This window comes from Mucilaginibacter sp. cycad4, assembly GCF_034263275.1.
Classification (GTDB): domain Bacteria; phylum Bacteroidota; class Bacteroidia; order Sphingobacteriales; family Sphingobacteriaceae; genus Mucilaginibacter.
The window spans coordinates 145,620-171,810 of record NZ_CP139559.1; the positions used below are offsets into that span (position 1 = coordinate 145,620).

The 26,191-nt window shown below is 43.8% G+C and carries 23 protein-coding genes; 15 read left to right on the forward strand and 8 right to left on the reverse strand.

From position 1 onward, the window contains the following. The first annotated feature begins 47 nt into the window (after positions 1-47). Both SNE26_RS00660 and SNE26_RS00665 read left to right on the forward strand, forming a co-directional pair. Entirely contained in the window at positions 48-1,982 is a 1,935-nt protein-coding gene (locus SNE26_RS00660; RefSeq protein WP_321557474.1) for an amino acid permease, read from the forward strand. Between the two features lie 4 nt (positions 1,983-1,986). Then, positions 1,987-2,400 (forward strand): DUF5655 domain-containing protein, encoded by a 414-nt coding sequence (locus tag SNE26_RS00665; RefSeq protein WP_321557475.1) that lies wholly within the window; start codon positions 1,987-1,989, stop codon positions 2,398-2,400. Positions 2,401-2,580: 180 nt separating this feature from the next. On the opposite strand, the gene SNE26_RS00670 is transcribed toward SNE26_RS00665, so the two are convergent. Beyond that, entirely contained in the window at positions 2,581-4,530 is a 1,950-nt protein-coding gene (locus SNE26_RS00670; RefSeq protein ID WP_321557476.1) for a KUP/HAK/KT family potassium transporter, read from the reverse strand. A gap of 197 nt (positions 4,531-4,727) precedes the next feature. Here SNE26_RS00670 and SNE26_RS00675 point away from each other — a divergent pair, with 197 nt between their 5' ends. The 12 genes from SNE26_RS00675 to SNE26_RS00730 all read left to right on the forward strand — a co-directional run bounded on the left by SNE26_RS00675 (position 4,728) and on the right by SNE26_RS00730 (position 17,891). Next, positions 4,728-5,243, forward strand: a complete 516-nt coding sequence (locus SNE26_RS00675) for a T9SS type A sorting domain-containing protein (RefSeq protein WP_321557477.1) — start codon at positions 4,728-4,730, stop codon at positions 5,241-5,243. 368 nt (positions 5,244-5,611) lie between these two features. Further along, complete coding sequence (locus SNE26_RS00680) at positions 5,612-6,223, forward strand: fumarylacetoacetate hydrolase family protein (RefSeq protein ID WP_321557478.1); 612 nt, start codon at positions 5,612-5,614, stop codon at positions 6,221-6,223. A 2-nt stretch (positions 6,224-6,225) separates the two neighbouring features. Beyond that, positions 6,226-7,944 (forward strand): M23 family metallopeptidase, encoded by a 1,719-nt coding sequence (locus SNE26_RS00685; RefSeq protein WP_321557479.1) that lies wholly within the window; start codon positions 6,226-6,228, stop codon positions 7,942-7,944. A 16-nt stretch (positions 7,945-7,960) separates the two neighbouring features. Then, positions 7,961-8,422, forward strand: a complete 462-nt coding sequence (gene bcp, locus SNE26_RS00690) for a thioredoxin-dependent thiol peroxidase (RefSeq protein ID WP_321557480.1) — start codon at positions 7,961-7,963, stop codon at positions 8,420-8,422. A 52-nt stretch (positions 8,423-8,474) separates the two neighbouring features. Then, positions 8,475-9,320 carry a transketolase gene (locus SNE26_RS00695; RefSeq protein ID WP_321557481.1) on the forward strand — a complete coding sequence of 282 codons (846 nt, stop codon included), beginning with the start codon at positions 8,475-8,477 and terminating at the stop codon, positions 9,318-9,320. Positions 9,321-9,426: 106 nt separating this feature from the next. Then, a complete protein-coding gene (locus tag SNE26_RS00700) occupies positions 9,427-10,392 on the forward strand; it encodes a transketolase C-terminal domain-containing protein (RefSeq protein ID WP_321557482.1) in 966 nt (321 codons plus the stop codon). A 31-nt stretch (positions 10,393-10,423) separates the two neighbouring features. Beyond that, a complete protein-coding gene (locus tag SNE26_RS00705; protein ID WP_090531966.1) occupies positions 10,424-10,978 on the forward strand; it encodes an RNA polymerase sigma factor in 555 nt (184 codons plus the stop codon). A 51-nt stretch (positions 10,979-11,029) separates the two neighbouring features. Further along, on the forward strand, positions 11,030-12,073 hold the full coding sequence (locus tag SNE26_RS00710) for a hypothetical protein (protein WP_321557483.1): 1,044 nt from the start codon (positions 11,030-11,032) through the stop codon (positions 12,071-12,073). Between the two features lie 17 nt (positions 12,074-12,090). Next, the gene (locus SNE26_RS00715) at positions 12,091-12,597 is read left to right on the forward strand and encodes a hypothetical protein (RefSeq protein WP_321557484.1); all 507 of its coding nucleotides are present in this window, start codon (positions 12,091-12,093) and stop codon (positions 12,595-12,597) included. 153 nt (positions 12,598-12,750) lie between these two features. After that, on the forward strand, positions 12,751-13,944 hold the full coding sequence (locus SNE26_RS00720; RefSeq protein WP_321557485.1) for an aspartate aminotransferase family protein: 1,194 nt from the start codon (positions 12,751-12,753) through the stop codon (positions 13,942-13,944). A 665-nt stretch (positions 13,945-14,609) separates the two neighbouring features. Beyond that, positions 14,610-16,886 (forward strand): glycosyltransferase, encoded by a 2,277-nt coding sequence (locus SNE26_RS00725; protein ID WP_321557486.1) that lies wholly within the window; start codon positions 14,610-14,612, stop codon positions 16,884-16,886. Beyond that, positions 16,887-17,891 (forward strand): glycosyltransferase family 4 protein, encoded by a 1,005-nt coding sequence (locus SNE26_RS00730; protein WP_321557487.1) that lies wholly within the window; start codon positions 16,887-16,889, stop codon positions 17,889-17,891. Between the two features lie 192 nt (positions 17,892-18,083). Here SNE26_RS00730 and SNE26_RS00735 read toward each other — a convergent pair whose 3' ends face one another. The 5 genes from SNE26_RS00735 to yihA form a co-directional block, all read right to left on the reverse strand. Then, positions 18,084-19,787, reverse strand: a complete 1,704-nt coding sequence (locus SNE26_RS00735; RefSeq protein ID WP_321557488.1) for a M3 family oligoendopeptidase — start codon at positions 19,785-19,787, stop codon at positions 18,084-18,086. Positions 19,788-19,934: 147 nt separating this feature from the next. Next, complete coding sequence (locus tag SNE26_RS00740; RefSeq protein WP_321557489.1) at positions 19,935-20,861, reverse strand: NAD-dependent epimerase/dehydratase family protein; 927 nt, start codon at positions 20,859-20,861, stop codon at positions 19,935-19,937. 157 nt (positions 20,862-21,018) lie between these two features. Then, positions 21,019-21,624 carry a Crp/Fnr family transcriptional regulator gene (locus tag SNE26_RS00745; RefSeq protein ID WP_321557490.1) on the reverse strand — a complete coding sequence of 202 codons (606 nt, stop codon included), beginning with the start codon at positions 21,622-21,624 and terminating at the stop codon, positions 21,019-21,021. Then, the gene (locus SNE26_RS00750) at positions 21,612-22,466 is read right to left on the reverse strand and encodes a UbiA-like polyprenyltransferase (protein ID WP_321557491.1); all 855 of its coding nucleotides are present in this window, start codon (positions 22,464-22,466) and stop codon (positions 21,612-21,614) included. The genes SNE26_RS00745 and SNE26_RS00750 overlap by 13 nt, the downstream gene beginning before the upstream one ends. Next, the gene (yihA, locus tag SNE26_RS00755; protein ID WP_321557492.1) at positions 22,463-23,101 is read right to left on the reverse strand and encodes a ribosome biogenesis GTP-binding protein YihA/YsxC; all 639 of its coding nucleotides are present in this window, start codon (positions 23,099-23,101) and stop codon (positions 22,463-22,465) included. Before yihA ends, SNE26_RS00750 begins: the two co-directional genes overlap by 4 nt. Positions 23,102-23,249: 148 nt before the next feature. On the opposite strand from yihA, the gene SNE26_RS00760 reads away from it, so the two are divergent. After that, on the forward strand, positions 23,250-23,738 hold the full coding sequence (locus SNE26_RS00760; RefSeq protein WP_321557493.1) for a VOC family protein: 489 nt from the start codon (positions 23,250-23,252) through the stop codon (positions 23,736-23,738). Between the two features lie 220 nt (positions 23,739-23,958). On the opposite strand, the gene SNE26_RS00765 is transcribed toward SNE26_RS00760, so the two are convergent. Together SNE26_RS00765 and SNE26_RS00770 are read right to left on the reverse strand one after the other, a co-directional pair. Next, positions 23,959-24,696, reverse strand: coding sequence for a DUF1080 domain-containing protein (locus SNE26_RS00765; RefSeq protein WP_321557494.1), 738 nt, complete (start codon positions 24,694-24,696; stop codon positions 23,959-23,961). A 23-nt stretch (positions 24,697-24,719) separates the two neighbouring features. Next, positions 24,720-26,090 (reverse strand): Gfo/Idh/MocA family oxidoreductase, encoded by a 1,371-nt coding sequence (locus SNE26_RS00770; RefSeq protein ID WP_321557495.1) that lies wholly within the window; start codon positions 26,088-26,090, stop codon positions 24,720-24,722. Positions 26,091-26,191 lie beyond the last annotated feature (101 nt).

The following is a 26,191-nucleotide window of genomic DNA, read 5'->3' on the forward strand; positions in this document are numbered from 1 at the left end:
AAAAATGATTAATTTTGAGATTGGTTAGCACTTATTAATTAAACTACATGTCGAAAAGTATCTTTCGTAAAAAGTCGGTAGCAAAAATTTTAAATGATGTTGAATGTGGTTTTAGTGATAGTGAGCATCCCGGTACAACGTCATCCCAACTCAAAAAAGAACTTAACGTAAAAGACCTCACCCTTATGGGGATAGCCGCCGTTGTGGGGGCTGGTATATTTTCGACAATTGGTGAAGCATCATTTCACGGCGGCCCGGCGGTTTCCATCCTGTTTATTTTAACTGCCGTTACCTGCGGATTTTCGGCCCTTTGTTATGCCGAGTTTGCCTCGCGTATCCCGGTTGCGGGTAGTGCATATACCTACGCTTATGCCTCTTTTGGCGAACTGATAGCATGGATCATTGGCTGGGACCTGTTAATGGAATACGCCATCGGTAACATTGCGGTAGCCATTTCCTGGAGTGGGTACTTTGTAAACCTGCTGGAGGGCTTTCATATCCATATGCCCAAATTCCTGACCATGGACTATGTTTCGGCCCTGCGCGGGCATGAGCAGGTTCAGGCAGCAGGGGCAAACCTCGCCGATATCAGTGATAAAGTAAAAGCCGAGGCACTGGCCTGGGATCAAGCGCCGGGCATAGGCAGTTTTAAGCTCATAGCTAATTTACCGGCCCTTTTAATTGTTATCATCATCACTTACCTGGTTTATATTGGTATCCGCGAAACAAAAAAGGCCACTAATGCCATGGTAGTGCTTAAAATCGTGATCGTTATAGCGGTTATCGTAGTAGGCTTTTTTTATGTAACACCTGCAAACTGGCATCCATTTATGCCTAACGGTTTCAGCGGGGTTATGAAAGGCGTATCGGGGGTGTTTTTTGCCTACATCGGTTTTGATGCCATCTCAACCACTGCCGAAGAATGTGAAAGGCCCCAGCGCGACCTGCCCCGAGGCATGATCTACTCATTGATCATTTGTACGGTATTATACATCCTGATAGCGCTGGTACTTACCGGTATGGTAAGCTATAAAGATTTGCAGGTCGGCGACCCATTGGCCTTTGTTTTTGCAAAAGTGGGTTTAAATAAGATAAGCTATGTAATCTCCATCAGCGCGGTTATCGCTACAGCCAGTGTATTGCTGATATTCCAGTTAGGCCAACCCAGGATCTGGATGAGCATGAGCCGCGATGGCTTATTGCCCAAAGCATTTTCACGTATCCACCCAAAATATCAAACACCTGCTTTTGCCACGGTGGTGACCGGTTTTGTGGTTGCTGTGCCTGCGCTGTTCATGAACCTTACCGAGGTTACTGATTTAACCAGCATAGGTACCTTGTTTGCATTTGTACTGGTTTGCGGTGGTGTATTACTGCTTCCGCGCGAAGAGGCGGTTAAAGGTAAATTCCACCTGCCATATGTAAATGGCAAATTCATTATTCCAATTATCACGCTTATCATTTTGGGCTCAGTAGCTTACTTTAAACCGGCTGCACAGGTTGAGATGATGCAGTTTAAAAAGCTTAAAGACAGAAGCGAGATTATTGATAACCTGGATGACAATGATAAACTCGCTTTACTGAAAACCACTAATCAGCTTTACAACACCAACGTAGCCGCCCAGCCTGATTCGGCTAAAAAATATTTTAAGGATATAGAAGAAGATAAATTCAATACCGCGCTAAGGCAAACAAGCAGCATCAGCGATGCTAAAAAATATAACCTTGGTATTAACGGTTTTCTGTATAATTTCCCTAACTACCTTTTCTTTATCCTGATTATCATCATTGCGGTTTACAGCTTTATTAAAAACTTTTCTCTCATCCCCGTTTTAGGGCTGATGAGCTGTTTTTACCTCATGACAGAGCTTGGCTACACCAATTGGCTCAGGTTTTTAATTTGGCTGGTGATAGGCCTGGTAATTTATGCTACTTACAGCTATAAAAACAGCGTGCTGGGCAAAGAAGCTAAAACAGCGTAATGTTATGTGGACCTGCCCCTTATGCGAACGTGAATTTACTGCCACAAACCAGGTGCATTCATGCCGCGACAGGGAGCTATCGGAAGCGCTAAGCGGCAACCCCCCCCATACCATAGCGCTGTTTGACCATTTGGTTGACGAGTACCTGCAAATTGCCGAAATTAAAGTGTATCCTACCAAAAGTATGATAGCTTTGGGAGCAAGGGTAAACTTTGCTTATGTTACCCAATTAGGTAAAAACTTTATTGATGTTGTATTTTCCTTTAAACAGGTTTATGACGATAACCTGTGCTTCAGCAAAATAAAACAGGTGCCCGGCACCGATCAGTATAATCACTACTTCAGGATGTATTTTAAGGAAGATATTAATGATGAAGTAAGGAAGTATATGCGGATGGCCTGGGAGAACGGATTATAAAAATGTAAACTACCGCTGGCTTTCAGCCTGTGGGTGGCGCGCGGTAAGCTTTCAGCTTACACTCTTGAGCTGAAAGCTCAAACCATGGTAAACCACGGGCTGAAAGCCCGCGGCAGATTGTTTTAAATAAGAAAAGGCTCCAGGATTCCTGGAGCCTTTTCTTATTTATTAAGCTACTTTTTAATTAACCCTATGGATCTCAATCGCCTCAGGTATTGCAAGCACCAGCGGTACCTTCTCAACCGTTACAAAGCTCAGGTCGAGGCCGAAACCGCGCTCTTCGGACAAGCTCACTTTTTTAAGCTGCTTGTAGTAATCCATAATAAACCTTTCGATGAATGACAGGTTATGCGAGCGTGAGAAGATCTTTTCGATCACCACAAAACGGAAATCGCCGACAATTTTGTGCCTGTTCAGTGATTTGTAGGTGCTGGTAATATCAACCTCACCTTTTTTAACGAGGTCTTCCACCACTTTCCTGAATAGCAGGTTTATTTGCTGTTCAACACGGAAACCGAGTTTAAAGTCAATCCGGATGAGTTTATTTGGCACCAGGTGGTCAACTTCGTATTCGCGTTTGTAAGGCTCATCCACTACGTCAACGTGTACCAGCCAGTAAACATCGGCACGTTTAGGCTGCTTTTGCAGTATGGAATAAACAATTTTTGATTCAATTTCCGAATTGAAGTTGGCGCTGGTTAAGTAAACCAGCTGCGATGCATATTTAGGCACGCTTTCGTCAAGGCTCAGTTCCTTTATGATATCAAAATAGTCTTCTATTTCAACAAACTTAACATAGCGGTTCCTGATCTTGCGGGCGGTATGCCAGGTCCACATTACGGTGAACAGCACAAAACCTATAGAAAGGGTAAACCAACCGCCATCTAAAAACTTGTGCAGGTTACCGGTAAGGAAGGTGCCCTCAATAAGCAGGTAAACCGCCAAAAACGTATTGATGATATAATTAGGTACTTTTTTGCGTTTCAGGAATTTGGATACCAGTATGGTGGTCATGAGCATGGCTACGGTAATACTTAAACCGTAAGCAGCCTCCATTTTATCCGAATGTTTGAATATCAGCACCACGCCTAAACAACCGGCCCAAAGCAACCAGTTAACGCTGGGCACATATAGCTGTCCTTTTTGCTCTGATGGGTAGTTGATCCTAACTTTTGGCCAAAGGTTAAGCCTTACGGCTTCGGCAATAAGCGTAAACGAGCCCGAAATCAGCGCCTGGCTGGCAATGATAGCCGCTACCGTAGCAATGCCGATACCATATATCAGGAACCAGGTTGGCATGATCTGATAAAAAGGGTTTTGGGCGTTAAGGTCCATAACATGACCGTTACGCTGCAATAACCAAACTGCCTGCCCTAAATAGTTTAGGATAAGACATATTTTTACATAAACCCAGCTTACGCGGATATTGGCTTTACCGCAATGGCCAAGGTCGGAGTACAATGCTTCAGCACCTGTAGTACAAAGGAAAACCGCACCTAATATTATAAACGCGCCATCGCTTGAGCTTGAAGTAAGCAATTTAATGGCGTAGTACGGGTTTAAAGAACGGATAACCCATGGATCGTGTACAATGTAAGTGATACCTAAAACGCCCATCATGGTAAACCACAGGAACATAATAGGCCCAAATGCCTTGCCAACTAATGATGTACCAAACTGCTGTATGATGAATAGCACCGTGATAATGGCCATTACCACATACACTGTTGGTAAATTGGGATAGTACGTTTGCAAACCCTCAATGGCCGATGATATGGTAATTGGCGGGGTAATAATGCCATCGGCCAAAAGGGCGCAGCCCCCTACAACAGCCGGTATAATAAGCCATTTTGCTTTACGCCGTACCAATGAGAACAGCGAGAAAATGCCGCCCTCGCCCTTGTTATCAGCCCTTAATGTTATCACCACGTATTTCAGGGTGGTTTGCAGGGTTAATGTCCAAAAAATGAGCGAAACACCTCCGAGAATTAATGTTTCTGAAATTTGACGCTGACCAACTATGGCCTTGAATACGTATAATGGGGAGGTACCAATATCACCGTAAATTATTCCTAAACTGATTAGAAAGCCCGCGGCCGACAGTTTATGCAGATCTTTATGATTTGACACTTTTATGATTTAGAGATGGCAAAAATATTAATTTTTTTGGTTAAACCATTACAATGATTAAACGTATAAGGAAATTATGTGTCTATTATACAATAACACTGTGCATTTTGTTAAAATTTGTTAAAAAGTTTTACAAAAACACTAATATATAATGGGATGAAGGCATTATTTATACTTTTGTAGAATCATACTAAATAATGAGGCGAAATTTTACATATTCTTATGTTTATACCTATGCATGGGGCGTGATAATTGCGATGGCAGTTTTCATGAACTTCGCCTTTGTTGCTGATGGGCATTCGCTAAAGTCTGATACCGTGTATCTTAGGGGAAAAACCAAGGCGGCCAAAACATCTTATTTAAAGAACGGCCTGCACCTTTCGCTTCCGCCGTTGAAGCCTGCTGTTACTTCAAACGTAAAAGTGAGCGTATCCCGGCCGGATGATAAACTGCTAAGTGATGTGCAATTATACCCCAACCCGGTTACCGACCAGATCAACCTGAAATATTCCATTTCGCGCAATACCAACGTAACCATTAAAATAATGGATGTGCTGGGTAACGATATTTCTACCCTGTTTTCGCAAAGGGTTGAATCCGGCGATCATAATCTCAATTACCCCATCAGTAATAAGCTGGTCCGCGGTTTTTACTTTGTAAGGGTAGTAGCCGGTACCGAATCCGTTATTAAAAGGATCTCGGTTATTAATTAAATTCTTGGTTTAATCTTCCTCGCCGTTGTTGGTGTTGTCACCAACAACCCTACGCTATAAAAGGAATTTCGTGATAATGGAAAATGTTGCTGGTGACAACGCCAATAATGGCACAGAGCCAATTATGCTAAGCTGCCCCAGCGGGGCAAAAGGTTTGTAGAAATATATATACCACCAATTTAGCGTGCCGGAGGTACGCAACCCTGCTTTCTTTATCGCTGACATGGACAGCTTACAAACGATCTTTTTTATAAACCCGCCCACTCCAGATTTTTTACTTAGCAAAACGTCAAATTATTAATACACCTCCAAAACCTTCCCCTCAAACCCATCAAATTTTTTAGCTTTGGCGATTATAGCGTTCATTTATGAAAATTATTGCCATTGGCCGCAACTACGCCGAACACGCCAAAGAACTCAATAACCCGGTACCCACAACACCGGTTATCTTCATGAAGCCCGACACGGCTTTATTAAAAGAGAACAAGCCTTTTTACCATCCGGACTTTTCGGAAGATGTTCACCACGAAATAGAATTGGTTTTGAAGATCAGTAAGGAAGGCAAACACATCGGCGAAAAATTTGCCGCCAGTTACTACGAAGAAATTGGCTTAGGTATCGACTTTACTGCCCGCGACGTTCAGGCACGCCATAAAGAAAAAGGCCTGCCATGGGAATTGGCCAAAGCATTTGATGGCTCGGCACCCATCAGCAATTTTGTGCCTAAGACAAAGTTTGAATCCGTTTATGATATCAACTTTAAGCTGGATATCAACGGCGAAACCCGCCAGCAGGGCAACACCCGCGACCTGCTTTTCTCGTTCGAGAGCATTATCGCCTTTGTTTCAAAATACATCACCCTTAAAAAGGGCGATCTAATATTTACCGGCACCCCACCAGGTGTATCAAAAGTAAAAATCGGCGACAGACTTGAGGGATATCTCGAAGATGAGAAAATGCTCGATTTTTACGTTAAATAAACATGATCAAAAAACTACTGGTTACAGGTGCAATGTGTTTGGCGCTTTACTCAAACATATTTGCTCAAAATATTATACAAAGCAGAGCATACCCGCAAAACTATTTCAGGTATCCGCTTGATCTTACCCCGCCCACTACAGCCGGCTCATTTGGCGAACTGAGACCTTCGCATTTCCACTCCGGGCTCGATTTTAAAACCAATCAGCGTACGGGCTATCCCGTACATGCGGCCGCCGAAGGTTACATATCAAGGGTACGTGTACAGTTTGGCGGTTTTGGAAGGGCTATCTATATCACCCATCCAAACGGATATACTACTGTCTATGGTCACTTGCAAAGTTTTAGTCCGGCAGTTATTGAGTTGGTAAAGAAATATCAATACGAGCACCAAACCTACGAGGCAGATTTTAATCTTACACCAACACAGGTACCGGTAAAAAAGGATGAGGTTGTAGCTATTTCCGGAAACGCCGGTGCATCAGCGGGACCGCATGTGCACTTTGAGATCAGGGATACTAAAACAGAGGAAACTATCAATGCGCAATTGTTTGGCTTAACCATCCCGGATAAAGTACCGCCTACCATCACTGCTATCGGTATTTACCATCTTAACGGAAGGCCTTTCAGCGAAAAAACACCGAAGGAGTTTTTAGGCGTTACCGGGTCGGCAGGTAATTATCACCTCATTAAACCACAAACGCTGGAACTAAGCGGTAATATCGGATTCGGGATTAATACCACCGATATGAACAGTACTTCGTTTAATCATAACGGTGTTTATTCCATCGAACTAAAACTGGATGGCAAAACCGTATATACCTTTGCGGTGGAGCGTTTCGCGTTCGATCAAACCCATGCTATTAATGCTTATATCGATTACCCCGCCTTCGAATCATCGCGCAGGTGGATGCAAAAATGTTTTATCCTGCCCGGCAGCCGCATTTCGCTATACCCACAATCGGTAAACAATGGCATCATCACGTTTGATGACAATGCCATACATGAGGTTGAATACGTGGTAAAGGATGTTGCCGGTAATACCTCATCGTTGAAATTAAAAGTAAAGTCATCACCATTTGCCAATCCGCAGCCTGTAAAACCTACCGGTACTATGTTTTACTATGATAAGCAGAGCGAGTTTAGCAACGATAAGGTTAAGGTGATTATTATGCCGGGTAACTTGTATGATGACCTTGATTTCCAATATTCAGCATCAGCCAAACCTGCGGGCGCTTATTCGGCCATGCACCATATCCATAACCGGTTAACACCCATTCATGATAGCTATGAAATCCGGATCAGGCCCGATGCCGACCTGGGCAAGTATACCGATAAGGCGGTAATTGTGAGTTCATGGGGTGGCTGCCAGGGCGGTTACTTTAAAGATGGTTATGTGATATCGCAGGTGAGCGCCTTTGGCGATTATTATATCAAGGTAGATACTGTACCGCCCGTTATTCACCCGCTCAATATCAAAAACGGGAGCAATATGAAGGCTGCTCGCAGTATTAATTTCAGAATGAGCGATAATTTATCAGGAATTAAGAGCTATACCGGCACTATTGATGGTAAATGGGTACTAATGGAGCATGATTATAAAACTAAAATATTAAGTTACACCTTTAATAGCGATATTGCACCCGGTAAACACGTGTTTAAGTTGGCATTAGTTGATAACAAGAATAATTTTTCGGAATTTGCCGCCGATTTTTACAGATAATTACCCAATAAATACCATGACAACACTAAAAGAAGGCGATAAAGCCCCTGCTTTTACCGCTAAAGACCAAAACGGTAAAGAAGTATCCCTTGCCGATTATAAAGGCAAAAATGTGATCCTTTACTTTTACCCCAAAGATGATACCCCCGGCTGTACTGCCGAATCATGCGATTTCAGGGATAACTATCAATCGCTTTTAAGCAAAGGTTTTGAGGTGATAGGGGTAAGTACCGATGATGAAAAATCACACAAAAAATTTGAAACCAAATACAGCCTGCCATTTACCCTGATAGCGGATAATGAGCTTAAAATTGTTGAAACTTACGGCGTATGGGTTGAAAAGAACATGTATGGCAAAAAATATATGGGTACAGCCCGTACCACATTTATTATTGATGCAGAAGGGGTTATTACGCACGTGATAGGTAAGGTGGATACCCAAAATTCATCTCAGCAAGTGCTCGATCTTGTAAAATAAGTGTTGAAAACACAATTAAAATAGCTACTTTAGCAGTTCCTAAATTCCATTAATGAAAGCAGACTTACAAACATTAGAAAAAACCGCGTCGCAGATTAGGCGCGACATTGTACGTATGGTACATGGCTGTCAATCAGGCCACCCCGGCGGCTCATTGGGCTGTACCGATTTCTTTACCGCATTGTACTTTTCGGTAATGAACCACGATCCTAAATTTAATATGGATGCAGTTGGCGAAGATATTTTCTTCCTGTCAAACGGCCATATTTCCCCCGTGTTTTACAGCACATTGGCACATGCCGGTTATTTTGATAAAGCCGAACTGGCAACTTTCCGTAAACTGAACGCGCGTTTACAAGGTCACCCAACCACGCATGAGCACCTTCCGGGCATCCGTATTGCTTCGGGTTCATTGGGCCAGGGCTTATCTGTAGCTATCGGCGCTGCATTGGCTAAAAAATTAAATGGTGATAAATCATTGGTGTTTACCCTGCATGGCGATGGCGAGCTCCAGGAAGGCCAGATTTGGGAAGCCGCGATGTTTGCGCCTCATAACCATGTTGATAACCTGATCTCGACTATAGATGTTAACGGTCAGCAAATTGATGGTCCAACTAAACTGGTACTTTCATTAGGCGATCTTCGCGCTAAATGGGAAGCTTTTGGCTGGGATGTATTGGATATGAAAGGTAATGATATGGCCGATGTGGTTAGGGTGCTTGAAGAAGCAAAAAGCCGCACTGGTCAGGGTAAACCGATCATGATCCTGATGCATACCGAAATGGGTTACGGTGTTGACTTTATGGTAGGCAGCCACAAATGGCACGGTGTTGCGCCAAATGATGAGCAGCTTAAACTGGCTTTAGATCAGTTAGAGGAAACACTGGGCGATTATTAATCCACCCCCTCCGGCTCCCCCAAAGGGGGAGAGTTAAAAAAGCGTCAGTTTAATTTATTACTATTTAATGCCAATCTCTCTCAATTGTGCAGAGGGAATTTGAACAATGAAAAAATACACTTACACAGATAAAAAAGATACCCGCTCGGGCTTTGGCGCCGGGTTGCTGGAAGCAGGCCAGAAAAACGACCAGGTTGTTGCCCTTTGTGCCGACCTTATCGGTTCGTTAAAAATGAACGATTTTATTAAAGCATTCCCCGAGCGTTTTGTACAGGTAGGTATTGCTGAAGCTAACATGATCGGTATTGCTGCCGGTATGACTATAGGCGGTAAAATTCCTTTTACCGGTACTTTCGCAAACTTTTCAACAGGCAGGGTTTATGATCAGATCCGCCAGTCGGTAGCTTATTCAAACAAAAACGTTAAAATTTGCGCTTCACACGCTGGTTTAACTTTGGGCGAGGACGGTGCTACCCACCAGATTTTGGAAGATATCGGCCTGATGAAAATGTTACCAGGCATGACGGTTATCAACACCTGCGATTATAACCAAACCAAAGCTGCTACCATTGCTATTGCTGATTATGAAGGCCCGGTTTATTTACGTTTCGGTCGCCCGGTTGTTCCTATTTTTACCGATCCTGATCAAAAATTTGAAATTGGTAAAGCATGGATGGTGAACGAAGGTGCCGATGTAAGTATCTTTGCAACAGGTCACCTGGTATGGCAGGCTATCCTTGCAGGCGAAATTTTAGCTGAGCAGGGTATCGATGCCGAGATCATCAACATCCACACCATTAAACCGTTGGATGAAGAGGCTATTTTGAAATCAGTTGCTAAAACAGGCTGCGTAGTTACTGCCGAAGAACACAACCGTTTGGGTGGCTTAGGCGACAGCGTTGCCCAGGTACTTGCAGTGCACAACCCATCACCACAGGAGTACGTAGCTGTAAATGACAGCTTTGGCGAAAGCGGTACACCTGAACAACTGATGACCAAATACGGCCTTGATGCCGATCATATTGTGGCAGCGGTGAAAAAGGTGATAGAAAGAAAAAACAAAAAAGGTTAATTAAACCTTTAACATTAATAAAATTCTAAAAATGTCGGTACAGGTTGAAGATTCAGAGATATTAAGCAAGTTTCAGGACGAAAAGACCCGGAATGAGGCATTTAACCTGTTGTTGAAAAAATACCAGCAAAAAATATACTGGCACATCAGGCGCATGGTTGTTGATCATGACGATGCTGATGACCTGGTTCAGGATGTTTTTGTAAAGGTTTGGAAAAACCTTGCCGGTTTCAGAAACGACGCGCAACTGTACACCTGGATGTACAGGATAGCATCCAACGAATGCATTACTTTTTTGAATAAGAAAAAACAAAAAAATAATGTTTCGTTGGATGATGTTGCTTATGAGCTGGCCGATACACTGGCCGACTCAACCTATTTTAACGGCGATGCAGCACAGCGTAAGCTACAGGAAGCACTGCTTACCCTGCCCGAAAAACAACGGCTTGTTTTCAATATGAAATATTATGAAGACATGAAGTACGAAGAAATGTCGCAGGTTTTGGGTACCAGTGTGGGCGCTTTAAAGGCTTCTTTTCACTTGGCAGTCAAGAAGATAGAAGCTCATTTGCTCGGCAGGGATTAATTTTTTAATTTACGTTAAACCTTTTAGCACTATACCAATCTATAGTTGTGTATGAAAAGCGATATGGACAATAGGGAATGGCTGGATGATTTCATCGCGCTGAAACAGGTTAGCAAAACTAACCCGTTCACAGTGCCTGAAGGCTATTTTCATGAGTTAGCGCAGCACATTACAACACGCATAAGGCTTGAGGGATTAAAAAACTATCCATCTGCAGGGTACACCGTACCTGAAAATTACTTTGACGAGCTAAGCAGCAATATCCGGAGCCGTATAAATATTGAAAGTGCTTTTGGCGCCGGTGATTCGGGGTTTACCGTTCCCGAAAATTATTTTGATGAGCTGAGCAGCAATATTCAAAGCCGTATTGTGGTTGATGAAGCCATGAATGCGGGTGAGAGTTTCACGGTGCCCGAAAATTACTTTGATGAGCTAAGCAGCAATATCCAAAGCCGGATAACGGTGGAGGAGGCCATGGATTTGGCTGATGAAGGCTTCACTGTACCTGAAAACTACTTTGATGAGCTGAGCAGCAACATCCAAAGCCGCATAGCGGTTGAGGAGGCCATGGGCAATGAGGGTTTTACTGTTCCTGAAAACTATTTTGAGGAACTAAGCGCCAATATTCAAAGCCGTATAGCTGTTGAAGAAGCAGTGAATGCTGAGCACGAAGGCTTTGTTGTACCGATAGATTACTTTAATCAGCTTAACCAGCGTATCCTGGATAAAACAGTTAATGCTGATTTGGAAGAGGAGCAGGAGATTGATAATGTTGTAAGCATTAACAAAGCCAAACCCGTACAGAAAAAGGGTATAGTAAGGAGGCTTTGGTTGTCGCCTACCATCAGGTATGCTACAGCGGCCTGTTTTGCTTTGATATTAGGTGTGGGTGTTATTTTCAGGGGAGATATCCAGGCGCCGGACCATAACCATTCTTATTTGCACGAGCAGGTATCATCAGTACCGGTTGATGAAATAAAAAGCTATCTTCAGTTACACATGGACGCGAGCGATACCCGTACACTGATAGATGCTAACCAAAAAAGCAACACAAGTAATGCAGACGAAGATCTGTCGGATTATATAGATAATTAAACAGAGGAAAAAATTTAATGAGTAAATTGATCAGGCATATTTGTATTGTGTTATTTGTTATGGCAATAGGCTATGAGGCTGTGGGACAGGTTAACCGCTTTGTTCCGGCTCAAACGCCTTCAAGGCCCCAACTTAACCCGGTACGCCCTAATGGCAACAAAAAGGGCGCTATGGGTAAAAGACTTGAAGCTGCCCGTAACAGGTATATCAGCCGCCAGCTTGATCTTACTGATGAAGAGGCTACTAAATTCTGGCCGCTTTATAACCAGTACCAGCAGGAGCTTACTGCTGTGCGCATTCTGAAGCGTTTAAACAACTCTACTTCATCAACCAATGGCACCGAGCAAATAGATAAGGAAATTTATTACGAAAGCCAGCTGGTTGGGATCCGTAAACGCTATCGCGATTCCTTTGCCAAGATCCTTCCTCCCGAAAAGGTGAGTGTCCTGTACAAGAGCGAGCAGGAATTTAACGACGAACTCATCAAGCAGCTCAGCGAACGCAGCGAAAGAGCGGGGAATTAAAATCAATTAATGAATTATAGAATTAGTGAATTGGTCAATTCACTTTTTTTGTTTGTGGCTTTATTGAGGTAAATGTTGAATTTTGCATAATTGATTTAAATATGCAAAGCATAAATCAATAATTCACTAATTCAATAAATCAATAATTGCTCCATGCCAACTCTTCGCCAGCTTTTTTTAGCCAACAATGCACAAACTACCAATTTTCCTTTGTTGCTTGAATTTGAGCGCGCCGAGGGTATTTATATGTACAATGCGGAGGGCAAACCCTATATCGACCTGATCTCAGGCATCGGGGTAAGCAGTCTTGGGCATAGTAATCCTTATGTTATTGATGCGATAAAGCAGCAGGTTGATAAATATATGCACCTGATGGTTTACGGCGAGTATGTACAAACCCCACAAGTGCGCTTTGCCGAAAAACTTGTTTCGGTATTGCCAGATAATCTGCAGTCGGTATATTTTACCAACTCGGGTGCCGAAGCTGTAGAGGGGGCATTAAAGCTTGCCAAGCGTTTTACGGGCAGGCAGCAGGTTGTGGCTTGCCTTAACTCATATCATGGCAGCACACATGGCGCATTGAGCGTTATGGGCAATGAGGAGTTTAAGCAGGCTTATCGTCCGTTACTGCCGGGAGTAAATTTCATCCGTTTTAATAACCCGGAAGATCTTTTGCTGATAACTGAAGAAACGGCCTGTGTGATCATCGAAACCATCCAGGGCGAGGCAGGCATCCGTGTACCTGATTTTGCTTATATGCAGGCTTTACGCGCCCGTTGTACCGAAACCGGTACGCTGTTGATATTAGATGAAATCCAGGCAGCGTTCGGACGTACAGGGAAGCTCTTCGCGTTTGAGCATTTTGATATTGTACCTGATATTTTATTATTAGCGAAAGCTTTGGGTGGCGGTATGCCGATAGGCGCATTTATTTCATCAAACCAAATCATGGATGCGTTAAAGGAAAACCCGATCCTTGGTCATATCACTACCTTTGGCGGGCACCCTGTATGCTGCGCGGCAGGTTTAGCGGCACTGGAGTTTCTGCTGGATAACGACCTGGTATCCGGCGTAGCCGAAAAGGAAGCTTTGTTTCGTGATTTGCTTGTACACCCTGCTATACAAAAGGTACGCGGCAAAGGCCTTATGATGGCCATCGAACTGGAAAACTTCGACCTTAATAAAAAAATAATTGACCGCTGTATTGAAAACGGTGTAATAACCGACTGGTTTTTACATTGCAGCAACTCCATGCGTTTGGCCCCGCCCCTGATCATTACCCATGACGAGATCAGGAAAGCTTGTGGTGTAATTATAGAAGCGATTGATTTCTACACCAACAAATAAAAATATAGCATTCCCGTCCCCTCAGGGCCTCTCGCAGGTTTAAGTTTACCCATAAAATTCACCAACCTGAAATGTCAACAGAAGGCACGGAGCCGAAAAACGTGCTCGTTTAGAGCTATAAATACGAGGCTCCGTTGGTGCCGGCAACAACGCTTTGTCTGTGATGTATATTTGAATATATACCTGGCCTGTTATCCGGCCTCAGAGAGGCCAAGGGCTTATAGATAAAATTAAAGAAATTTGGACTCCAGCGGAGTCTCCTAATCGAAAACTTGCTTTCCGGACGTTGTTTAGTTCAAATTTAGATTTTATGGGTAAACCTAAACCTGCGAGAGACCATAAGCAAAGCCGCATGGCGTACGAGATTTCTCTTTCGCACCGGTGCACAATCCCACCACCGCTCTATCGAAATGGCACCGTTTATAATAACTCACCTATTCGTCCTGTAACTTGCCTGTTACAACTCTTCCATAATTCTGGTAAATTTTTGTTTGAGTTAAATTGGTATGGTTTGTGTATTTATAGCAATGCCTGTAGAAATAATGTTTCCAGTGTCCTAAAGGCAATAAATAAGGTCACTGATGCATCTTTTTAAGGTCACCCTGCTTTTACAATTAATTAAATGTTGTAAAGCAAACTATCAAAGCATCTATATACATCTACATATGAAAATAGCATATATATCAACCTATCCCCCCCGCGAATGCGGTCTTGCAACATTTAATAATAATTTGATGCGTGCCATCAGTTCAAATTTTCCCGAAAGGCAAACCCTGGCGCAAAACGGTTTTATTGTGGCACTTAATGATTCGGAAAACCTGCAGGAATATGAATACCCGGAGGAAGTTAAATATATTATTCGCCAAAACCATCAGAAAGATTATATCCGTGCGGCCAATTATATCAACACCAGTAATGCCGATGTATGTATTATGGAGCACGAGTTTGGCATATACGGCGGCGAAAGCGGCATTTATATTTTGCCGCTGATCAATCGTCTCGAAAAACCGCTGATCTCAATTTTACATACGGTATTGAAAGATCCGAGTTATGTGCAGCGCATCATCATCCGTGAAATTGCCGAGCAATCATCAAAGGTTGTGGTGATGAGCAAACGTGCTGTAGATTTCCTGACCAATATTTATGAGATCCCTGCCGATAAGATCCAGATCATAGAGCATGGCGTTCCTGATGTGGAAGCCCCTGCCGAGAACCCGGTGAAAAGCTTGTCGTCATTTAAAAACAAGAGGGTAATGTTAACCTTTGGTTTACTAAGCCGCAATAAAGGTTTGGAAACTGTGATAAAAGCATTGCCTAAAATAGTGGAGAAACACCCTGATGTGATGTACGTGGTATTAGGCAATACACATCCCGGGGTTATTAAAAGCTCGGGCGAGGAATACCGCGATCATTTGAAATCGCTTGCAGCGCAGTTAGGGGTTTCGAAGAACCTGGCATTTATTGCCAAGTTTGTTTCTGAAGAGGAATTGGTAAACTACCTAACAGCTTGTGAAATCTATGTTACTCCATACCTCAATGAAGCACAGATCACCAGTGGTACGCTATCATACGCCGTAGGTGCAGGCGCGGCTGTAGTATCAACCCCATACTGGCATGCTACGGAATTGCTGGCCGATAAACGCGGCAGGTTATTTGACTTTAAAAATTCGGAAGCACTGGCCGATACAGTTATCGAATTGCTTGACCAGGACCGTGTGCTGAACGAGCTGAAGGAAAATGCTTACGAATATGGCTTGCATTTGCGCTGGCCAGTTATAGGCGCCGAATTTATTAAAGTGGCCCGGGAATCATTGGTACGGTTTGATTTCAGCGATAAAATCCTCCGCAACAGCATTGTTGATCCGGAGATCCTGCCAAAATTCAGCTTAACCCACGTGTTACGGCTAACTGACGATACCGGGATTGTACAACATGCCAAATACGGGATCCCGAATTTAAAAGAGGGGTATTGTTTGGATGATAACGCCCGCGCGCTTATTATGGCGCTGATGGCCTACCAACGTAACGGGAGTCGTGAAGCATTTGAACTGCTGCCCATTTACCTGAGCTATATCCACTATATGCAAACGGATGACGGTAACTTCCGCAACTTCCTGAGTTTTGACAGGCGGTATTTGGACGAAATTGGATCTGAAGATTCATTTGGCCGTACCATTTGGGCCCTTGGCCATTTGATCGGCTGCGCGGCCAGCAACTCATACCGTGAATTTGCGCTGGAGATCTTCCATAAATCGGTGCCGCATTTTGCAGCGTTGAAACATTTAAGAGGTGTGGCCAATACCATAATCGGTATCAGTCTTTACCTGCAGGTTTATCCTACTGATGAGGGCATGGTTAAAATATTAGCCAACCTCACCCAGCCATTGATTGATGCCTATAATAACACCCAGTCCGACGATTGGCAATGGTTTGAGGAAAAGATGACTTATGATAACGCCATTCTTCCGTTAGCCCTGCTGCACTCATGCGAGATCACCGGTAATGAGGAAGCTAAGAAGATAGCCATGGCAACCATGGCCTTCCTTGATCAGCTTACCTTATCGAACGGGTATTTAAGTCCTGTAGGTAATGATGGCTGGTATTACCGTGGTGGCACTTTCCCTACGTTTGATCAGCAGGCTATTGAAACCATGGCCATGGTGCTGATGCATTTTCAGGCATACCAGATCTTCAGGATCCCGCAGTATATTGAAAAAATGTTCCTGAGCTATAAATGGTTCCTTGGCGAAAATACTTTGCGGGCACCGCTGTATGACCATGAAACCAAAGGCTGCTGCGATGGTTTGCTGCCCGGCGGCATAAACCGTAACCAGGGAGCCGAAAGTACGCTGGCCTACCTGATATCGCACCTTACGGTATTGAAAGCTTTTGAACTGGAATATGAGTATAATAAATACGGCCAAAAAATGCAGATCTGTTAAATGAAGGTAGCTGTATTAGCCCCTGTTGCCTGGCGCACACCGCCCAGGCACTACGGGCCCTGGGAGCAAATAGCATCAAATATAGCCGAAGGGGTCATTAAAATGGGCGCGGAGGTAACACTCTTCGCCACGGGCGATTCGATAACCGCAGGTGCGCTCGATGCCATTTGTGCCACAGGTTACGAGGAAGACAGAACACAGGATGCCAAAGTGCTGGAATGCCTGCATATCAGTAACCTGATGGAAAAGGCTGGTCAGTTCGATATCATTCATAATAATTTTGATTTTTTGCCGCTTACCTATTCAGGTCTGATTAAAACGCCGTTGATCACTACTATTCACGGGTTTTCATCATCAAAGATCATCCCGGTTTATAAAAAATATAATAGCCGGGGGCATTACGTTTCCATCAGCAATGCCGACCGTAGTCCGGAGCTTGATTATTTAGCCACGGTATACAACGGCCTTGATACCCGCGATTTTCAGTTTTATGAGCAGCCGGATAATTACCTGTTGTACTTCGGTCGCATCCATCCCGATAAAGGCACTGCTGAAGCTATCGATATCGCCAAAAAAAGTAAACGAAAATTGCTGATAGCCGGTATAGTTCAGGATGCGGATTACTTTAAGGAAAAGATAGAGCCGTTGCTTTCTGCGGATATAGAATATATTGGCCATGCCGGGCCTGATAAGCGGCGGGAACTTTTAGGCAGGGCTTATGCGCTATTGCATCCCATCAGCTTTGATGAGCCTTTCGGCTTGAGCGTGGCTGAAGCAATGCTTTGCGGCACGCCGGTCATAGCTTTTAACCGCGGCTCTATGCCCGAATTAATCAAAAACGCAGAGACCGGCTTTTTGGTTAATACGGTTGATGAAGCCGCCCAGGCGGTTGACTGGCTTAATCAGATCAGCAGGGCTGATTGTTACAATTGGGCAAATTCGCAGTTTTCGAGTGATAAAATGGTGAAGGATTATTGGGAGCTGTATAATAGGATATTGGGATAAAAGCAAAGAAGCTGCCGCGGGTTTAGCGTAGCGTAACCCGTGGTAATGTATGATTTGAGCTTTCAGCTCATCGGGACTAAAGTTGGAAACTTTAGCCATAGCCAACCACAGGTTACGCTGCGCTAAACCTGCGGCAGATAGGTATAAAACAACAAAAGCGCCAATGGCGCTTTTGTTGTTTGTATGGGTTGATTAATTCAATTTATCCAACTCGGCCTTAACAAACTCAGCCAGTTCTTTTACATAAGCCGCGCTGAAATCAAACTTAATCCCTGCGGTTTCGTAGATCTCCTTAATAGTTTTAGTATAGCCGAGTTTAAGGGCATCTAAGTATTGTTGCAAGCCCTTTTCAGGATTTTCTTTGTAGTTTTTCCATACAGCTATAGCGCCTAACTGGGCCATGCCGTATTCAATATAGTAAAAAGGCACCTCGAAGATGTGCAATTGTTTTTGCCAAAGATTTGCTAATGCTTCGCGATGTTCGCTCCAATCGGCAAAACCGGCACCGAATGGTTCAAAGATCTCTATCCAGGCTGTGGTACGGTCAGCATCGGTATGGTCTGGATTAGTATAGATCCAGTGCTGAAACTGATCGACTACAGCCACCCAGGGCAGGGTTTTCAAAACATCAACCAACTGATCACGTTTGGCGCGTTTCAAATCTTCTTCGTTATCAAAATAAACGTTCCAGTTATCCATCGAGATCAGCTCCATCGACATGGAAGCAAGTTCGGCCACTTCAGATGGGCAGTGTTTAAAATCATTCAGTTCCAGATCGGCGGTAAGGAAGGTATGCACTGCGTGGCCACCTTCATGAACCATGGTGGTTAAATCACGAAAAGTATTGGCCGAGTTCATGAAAATGAAAGGTGCGCCGGTTTCAGCCAGCGGGTAGTTATAACCACCGGGGGCTTTGCCCTTACGGCTTTCTACATCAAACAGGCCATTATCTTTCATGATCTCCAGACGTTCGCCCAAATAGCGGTTGATATTGCTGAAGCACTGGATGGATTTTTCGATCAGGTCATCGCCATTCTGGAATGGTTTGAGGGCTGGTTTACCAGATATATCTACGTCCATATCCCAGGGCTTAAGCGCGGGCAGATCCAAAGCCTCGCGGCGTTTTTCGGCTTGTATTCTGAGGATAGGGACTATTTCGGTTTCAATAGCTGCATGAAAAGCGTAACAATCCTGCGGGGTATAATCGAAACGGCCTAAAGCCTGGAACATATAATCGCGGAAGTTCTCAAAATTAGCGTTTGTTGCTACGGTGTGGCGAAGCTTGCGCAAATGGTCGAAAAGTTCATCAAGTTTGTCTTTATCCTGTAAACGACGGCTGGTGATCTTTTCCCAAACTTCCTGGCGCTTAGCACGGTCGGTACCTTTTAAAAATACGGAAGCTTGTTCTAAAGTAAATTCCTTATCATCAACATGAACAGACATGGAACCGGTGATGGACTGATACTTTTGCTGTTCCACCTGGATCTCGGTTTGTACCGGGATATTTTCCTCGCGGAAAAGCTCCAATGCTTTTTTTACAGCACGCAAAAAGATGAAATATTTTTCGCCGTCCAGTTTATCAACAAACGCGCTGGCGACCAGTTTTTTGTTCAGTTCGTTACTGTATGGGGCAATTTTAGGTTCAATTTCGGTGGCAAAGTACTGGAACTTTTGAAGCAGATCTTCGCTGGTGGTATCGCAGGTCATCCGGATATAGCGCCAGGCAAAATCTTCCTCTAATGCAGCTTCCAGCTCACTTTTATCGCGCAGCCATTTCTCCAGTTCTTCAACTGAGTTAATAGGGCGATTTAATAATTCTTTATAAAAAGGTTCAAGGGTTTCCCATTTAATATCAAGGGAAGCCGGGATATATGTTCTCGTTTTTTTGTGGATCATGATTTTTAGATGTGGAGATATGCAAATATGCGGTTTTAGTCGGAAAGTCCGCAAGTCGGAAAGTCCGCAGGAAAGTTATTGACATTAAAAAGAAAATCCGAAAGTTTATTCAACTTTCGGACTTCCGGACTTTTCCGACTTTCGGACTTAAGACTTATAAAACGTTTCCGACATCTCAGTTATCGCATCCTCATAGCTTGTTGGTTTAAAGTTGAATGCTTTCTCAAATTTGCTACTGTCGAAAATATAATCGTGATCGTACTGGTAGTACATTTCTACAGTACCCATTACCACTTTTTTAAACAGGCCAAGCATCCATAGCATTACTTTATTAACGCGCGTATATTTGGGTTTAACTTTATAAACCCCGGCGGCAATAGCCAAAAACTGTTTACCGGTGATGGCAGGCGGGGTAGGGAGGTGCCAGATCTGGTTGTCGCTATCCGGATTTTGTCCAAGCAAAAACATGGCTTTACCCGCATCGGGCACATAAATAAAATTGTGTTTACAATGGGGATCTCCAATCCATTTGGCGCTTTGTTTTTTAGAGTAGTTGCTCAACACCATCATATCAATAAAGCTATTGGTTGAGTCGGTGCCATAAAAATCAGGTGCGCGGGCAATGGTTGCGTTGATGTTTCCCGCTTTAACCTCGTTCATCAGCATTTCGGCAATGCCTGCACGGATCTCACCTTTAACGCTGTTGGGTTTATATGGCGTTTCTTCGGTCATGGAGCCGTTAACCAGCCCGTACATGTAAACGTTATCAAAAAATATTAAACGTGCGCCGGTGGCTCTGGTAACGTTGATTACGTTTTGCATGATTACGGGCCACTGTGCCCGCCAAATGTCTTTATCATAAACCAGGCCGGCAACGAGATAAATTACTGTCGATCCTTTTACTGCCGACAGTACTTCATCGTAATTGAGCAGATCGGCTTTTTGCCAGGTTACTTTATCGTTAGTGGTGTTAACCGGCTTGCGGCTAACTAAACGGATGGTTTCGTTATGGTTGATTAATTCTTTGGTGAGGGCGTTTGCTACCGGACCGCCGGCTCCTAATATAGTATGCATGATCTTTTTCGTTTTGTGTATTACAAAGGTAGGCGGCCTTTGTAAATCAAAACGTTAACAAAAGATAAGGAATTTACCTCTCCTAAATCCTCTCCAAAGGAGAGGACTTAAAAAAAAAGTTTTAACTCCCTCTCCTTTGGAGAGGGCAGGGGTGAGGTTACGCGCTTATCTTCATGATCCTTCTCCTGATCCGCGATAGCGAAACTGGGGTAATCCCTAAATAATTGGCAATATAGTGTTGAGGGATGCGGTACAATGCTTCGCCGCCTGTTTGTAAAAGATCGCTGTAACGCTCTTCGGGCGATTGGGTGATGAAAGCGGTAATGCGTTCTTCATAGCAGATGAGATAGTGTTCGGCTGTTAATCTGCCAAAACGCTCCATCTTAAAACTGAGCAATTCATTCATGCAAGCTTGTTTCAGGTTTTTGTGGCTTAAATTCACAATCACCGAATCTTCGAGCGCCTGGATATAATTTGCCGCAGGGGTACGGGTGAGGAAACTTTTGTATGAGCTCAGCATTTCATCTTCAAAGCTGAAATAGCCGGTTATTTCCTCGCCGTCTTTTACATGGTAATAACGCACAGAACCTTTTACCACCAGGCCGATATGATCACATACTTTACCGGCTTCAACATAAAACCTTTTCTTTTTTAAGGCATCTACCGTTAGGTATTGTGATAAAGCCTGCCACTCTTCGTCGGTAAGCGGAACATATCTTTCAAAATATTGCCGAAATTTTTGGAGGGCGGTTAGTGGATCCATATCCTGTCGAGTAAAAACAATACAGCAAATACTACGCTGGCAATGCCGTTGGTTGTCATAAATGCAAAGTTAACGCGGCTCAGGTCGTTTGGTTTTACAAGCAGGTGCTGGTAAACAAGCATAGCGCAAAAGAACGCGATACCGATGTAGTACAGGAAGCCTACTTGAGTTCCAAATGCGGGCATCATGATGAAAACAGCCGAAAGCACATGCAAAAAGGTAGATAATCTTAATGCGTTTACTTTACCCAGATAAGCTGGGATAGAGTGAAGGTTTTTGCTGCGATCAAAATCTTCATCCTGCAGGGCATAAATAATATCAAAGCCGCTAACCCAACAAAGTACCGATAATGAAAAAAAGATAGGAGTAATTGCAAACTGCCCCGTAACCACTAAATAAGAGCCGATAGGAGCAAGCGATAAACCTAAGCCCAATACCAAATGGCAGAGCGCGGTAAAACGTTTGGTTGCGCTGTAACCCATCACCACAAATAAAGCTACCGGCGATAAAAAGAAACAAAGCCTGTTGATGAACCAGGTAGCTGTAATAAACAGCAAGCAGTTTATAATAACGAATGTTAAAGCTGCTTTTGGACTGATCCGCCCGGCCGGGATATCACGCTGTTTGGTACGCGGGTTTTGAATATCGATATCCCTGTCCAGGTATCGGTTAAAGGCCATCGCCGAGTTTCGGGCGAAAATCATGCAAAGCACCATTAGCACCAGTTTAAGCCAGTCGAAATGATATTGCGTAGTAGTTACCGCCAAAAAGAAGCCGATAAAAGCAAACGGCATGGCGAAAATGGTATGGGCGAAGGTTACTAAGGATAAGTATTTTTTCATTGTTTGTTATTCTCAAGAGGGGATTGGAAAAACGGCACTTCAAAATTCTGATTTATATTACCTATAAACTCAAGGATCTCATCCCTGCCCAGTTGTGTTTCTGACGACGTGATGAAAAACTGTGGCATTTCATCAAATGTAGCCAGCAGGGTTTTTTTGAACCGGGCAATTGTTTGATCTGTTTTAATGCTTGATTGTTTATCAGCCTTGGTAAACACCAGCACAAAGGAAAGTCCTTTTTCACCAAGCCAGTTGCAAAATTCAAGGTCGATCTTTTGCGGCTCAAGGCGGCTGTCTATCAGCACCATTACGCATTGCAGGCTTTCGCGCTTATCCAGATAGGTGTGGATGAATTTATCCCATTTGGCCTTTTCTGTTTTTGATGCGCGGGCATAGCCATAACCAGGTAAATCGACAATGTACCAGCTCTCGTTGATCAAAAAATGATTGATCAGCTGTGTTTTGCCGGGAGTTTGCGATGTTTTGGCAAGGCCCTTTTTACCGGTTAAGGTATTGATAAGGGATGATTTGCCCACATTTGAGCGCCCGATGAAAGCATACTCCGCCTTTACGGGTGGTGGTAACTTGCTTACCTGGCTATTACTGCAAATAAATTCGGCCGATTTTACGATCATTCTGCAAAGGTAGTATTTTTACTTTATGCGTTCACTGCGGTAAAATCCCGGTTTAAATAGCCATTGCTTACTTATAAGCTTGTTTTACAATAGTTAAACAAAAGCTAACGCAATAATAACTAAATTTGATGTTTAAACATATAATGTAATGAACGATTATAAAATACCCGCCCAAACCCGCATAGGCCATGTACATTTAAAGGTAAGTAATCTGCAAAAGTCGCTTGATTTTTATTGCGGATTGCTGGGTTTTGAAAAAATGGCAATGTATGGCGACCAGGCCGCCTTTATATCGGCCGGCGGCTATCACCATCATATAGGGTTAAATACCTGGCACAGCAAAGGTGCTTCGCCTGCCCCGGAATATGCACCAGGGCTATATCATACGGCAATTTTATATCCTGAAAGAAAAGACCTTGCAATTATACTTAAAAGACTGATTGATGCCCGTTACAATATTACAGGAGCATCTGATCATGGCGTATCTGAGGCCATCTATCTTAACGATCCGGACCAAAACGGTGTTGAACTTTACTGGGACCGCCCAAAAGAACGATGGCCTATAGATGAGGATGGGAATTTGACCATGTTTACCCGCAGGCTGGATATAGAAAATTTACTGCAACTGGCTAATTAACAGATTAAAAGCAAACAAAAAAACTCATTGCGGGTTATATATTCAACGGGGGATCAAAAGATTATTTCTTTCCCGGTCATTGGGAGGCGGAACGGCGAAGCAGTCCTCTGCCGGCGATATTGCATGGTTGCCTGCTGTTAAGGATTGCTTCGTACCCCCAATGAGTTTTTTTATAAAGATAAAACTGTTGCGCGAAGGTACGAAGCAAAAATCATAAATTTTATAATTCCTTTATTTTAATGCTCCTGAAATAAGCTTTATGCCCATGGTCCTGCAGGGCAATTAAGCCGGTTTTGGCATTGCCATAGTCGGGATAATCTTTCCATTTGCCTTCGGCCTTTTTCTTTTTCCAGTCGCTGGTCCAGGCTTCAAAAGCTAAAATCTTTTTGCCATTGAGCCAGTGTTCAACATGCCCATTATTAAAAATAATTTTGCTGGTGTTCCAGGTGCCAACCGGGGCTACTTTTTTTGAAGCGTTTGGCAGGTACATGGCATAATCGCAGCCTGTTTTTTGCCAGTCTTCCAGTTTGTCGGGCCAGCCGGTATCGTCAATGATCTGGTATTCCGGACCGGTTTCATAGGGGCCATGGTATTTCGGATCTTCAACCACATGGTATATTACACCACTATTACTGCCTTTTTCTATCTTCCATTCCCATGAAAGCTCAAAATTGGTGTAAGCTTTATCGGTTACTATATCACCGCCGGTATCGCCCTGCGCTGCACCAAGACAAACCAGGGCACCATCAATAATGGCCCAGTTTTTTACTTTACCTTTTTTATTGAAGCCATGCCAGCCTTTTAGTGTTTTGCCATCAAATAAATTTATCCAGGTACTTTTCGCAGGAGTAGCCTGTTTAGCAGGTTTAGCGTCATAAACCGGGATTCCCGACGTTTGCACGCAAACTAAGCCTGCGGCAGCCAGTACCAAACCAAGTTTTTTAAACTGTTGTTTCATAATAAGGTATTTGCTGTGAACTGTTATTTTTTAACAACCTGCATTTTTTCCGGATCCCAGAACATTGGGCTGTTGTTGTAATAGCTGTCATTACAAAGCAGGGCAGGGGCCGCCGCGCGATAGCCAAATATAGCATCTTCGGTTACTTTACCCTTGTTACGAATAGCCGTAAAGAAATTGTTCATGTGATCATAAGGGCCACCGAGGTAGCCTTTATCGGCATCATAGGTAATCTCTTCGGGCGGGAGCATTTTTTTACGTTCAGCGTAGCCGCTTCCTGCTTTTTTGAGCTTATCAAGGTAAAACGGATCGTCAGACGCTAATATCTTATTTCGTTTTAAGGTTACCTTATCCCAGGTTATATCCATGGAGCCCTCGCTGCCTACCAGTTTAAGGTAAGTTGTACCGCTGGTGCCATCCACAAAGTTGCATCGTAAGGAAAGGTTAAAGGCCGGGTGCGCCTGGGTTTTGCCATAATCAAAAGTGCCTAAAAGTACATCGGGCACTTCGCGGCCATCGTTCCAGAAACGTAAGCCGCCGGATGCATAAATTTTATTCGGGCCTACAGAATCAGTTATAAAATGCAGACTTGAAAAAAGGTGAACAAAAAGGTCGCCCGCCATGCCGGTACCATAGTCGGTATAGTTTCTCCAGCGGAAAAAGCGCTTTTCATCAAACGGGCGTTTTTTGGTATTGCTGATATAAGTTTCCCAATCAACAGTTTGAGGCGAAGCATCTTCAGGGATAGGGTATTGCCAAACCTCAAGCGGCGCGCGACGGGCCCAGAAACCTTCGGCATAGTTTAACTCGCCGATAGCGCCGCTTTTTAACAGCTCATGCGCTTTTTCATTACCTAATGATGATACGCCCTGGCTTCCCACCTGGAATATCATACCGGTTTCCTTTTGTGCTTTGATCACCGCCGGGCCTTCGGTAATGGCGTGTACCATAGGTTTTTCGCAATACACATGTTTACCGGCATGCATGGCATCAACAGAAATTTGCTGGTGCCAGTGATCAGGTGTGGCGATGATCACCGCGTCAATGTCTTTACGGTTCAGGATCTCTTTGTAAACCCGGGTAGTAAAAATGTCGGCTCCCCAGCGGGTCTTGGCATCTTTCAGGCGACCGTCGTACAGATCGCATACGGCTACCAGTTTAACACCGGGCACCTGCAGGGCGGTGATAGTATCCTGGGTGCCCATGCCACCGGCACCAATGAGGGCGATGTTTACCTGGTCGTTAGGACTGTTGCCTACAAGGCGTTTCTGGATGGAAAAAGATTTGGCCTGGCTTTGGCTGGCTAAAAGGCCCGATCCGGCAGCTACAGCCGCGGTTGCTGTGGTTAGTTTTTTAATAAAACTGCGGCGCGAGGATTCTTGTTCGTCTTTCATAAGGATAAGGAAACAAATTTTTAAATGTGATTTGCCGGGATGTGCCGGCTAAAATTGGTTTTTAAAAATAATGAATTGACTTAACATTTACATAATTGTAG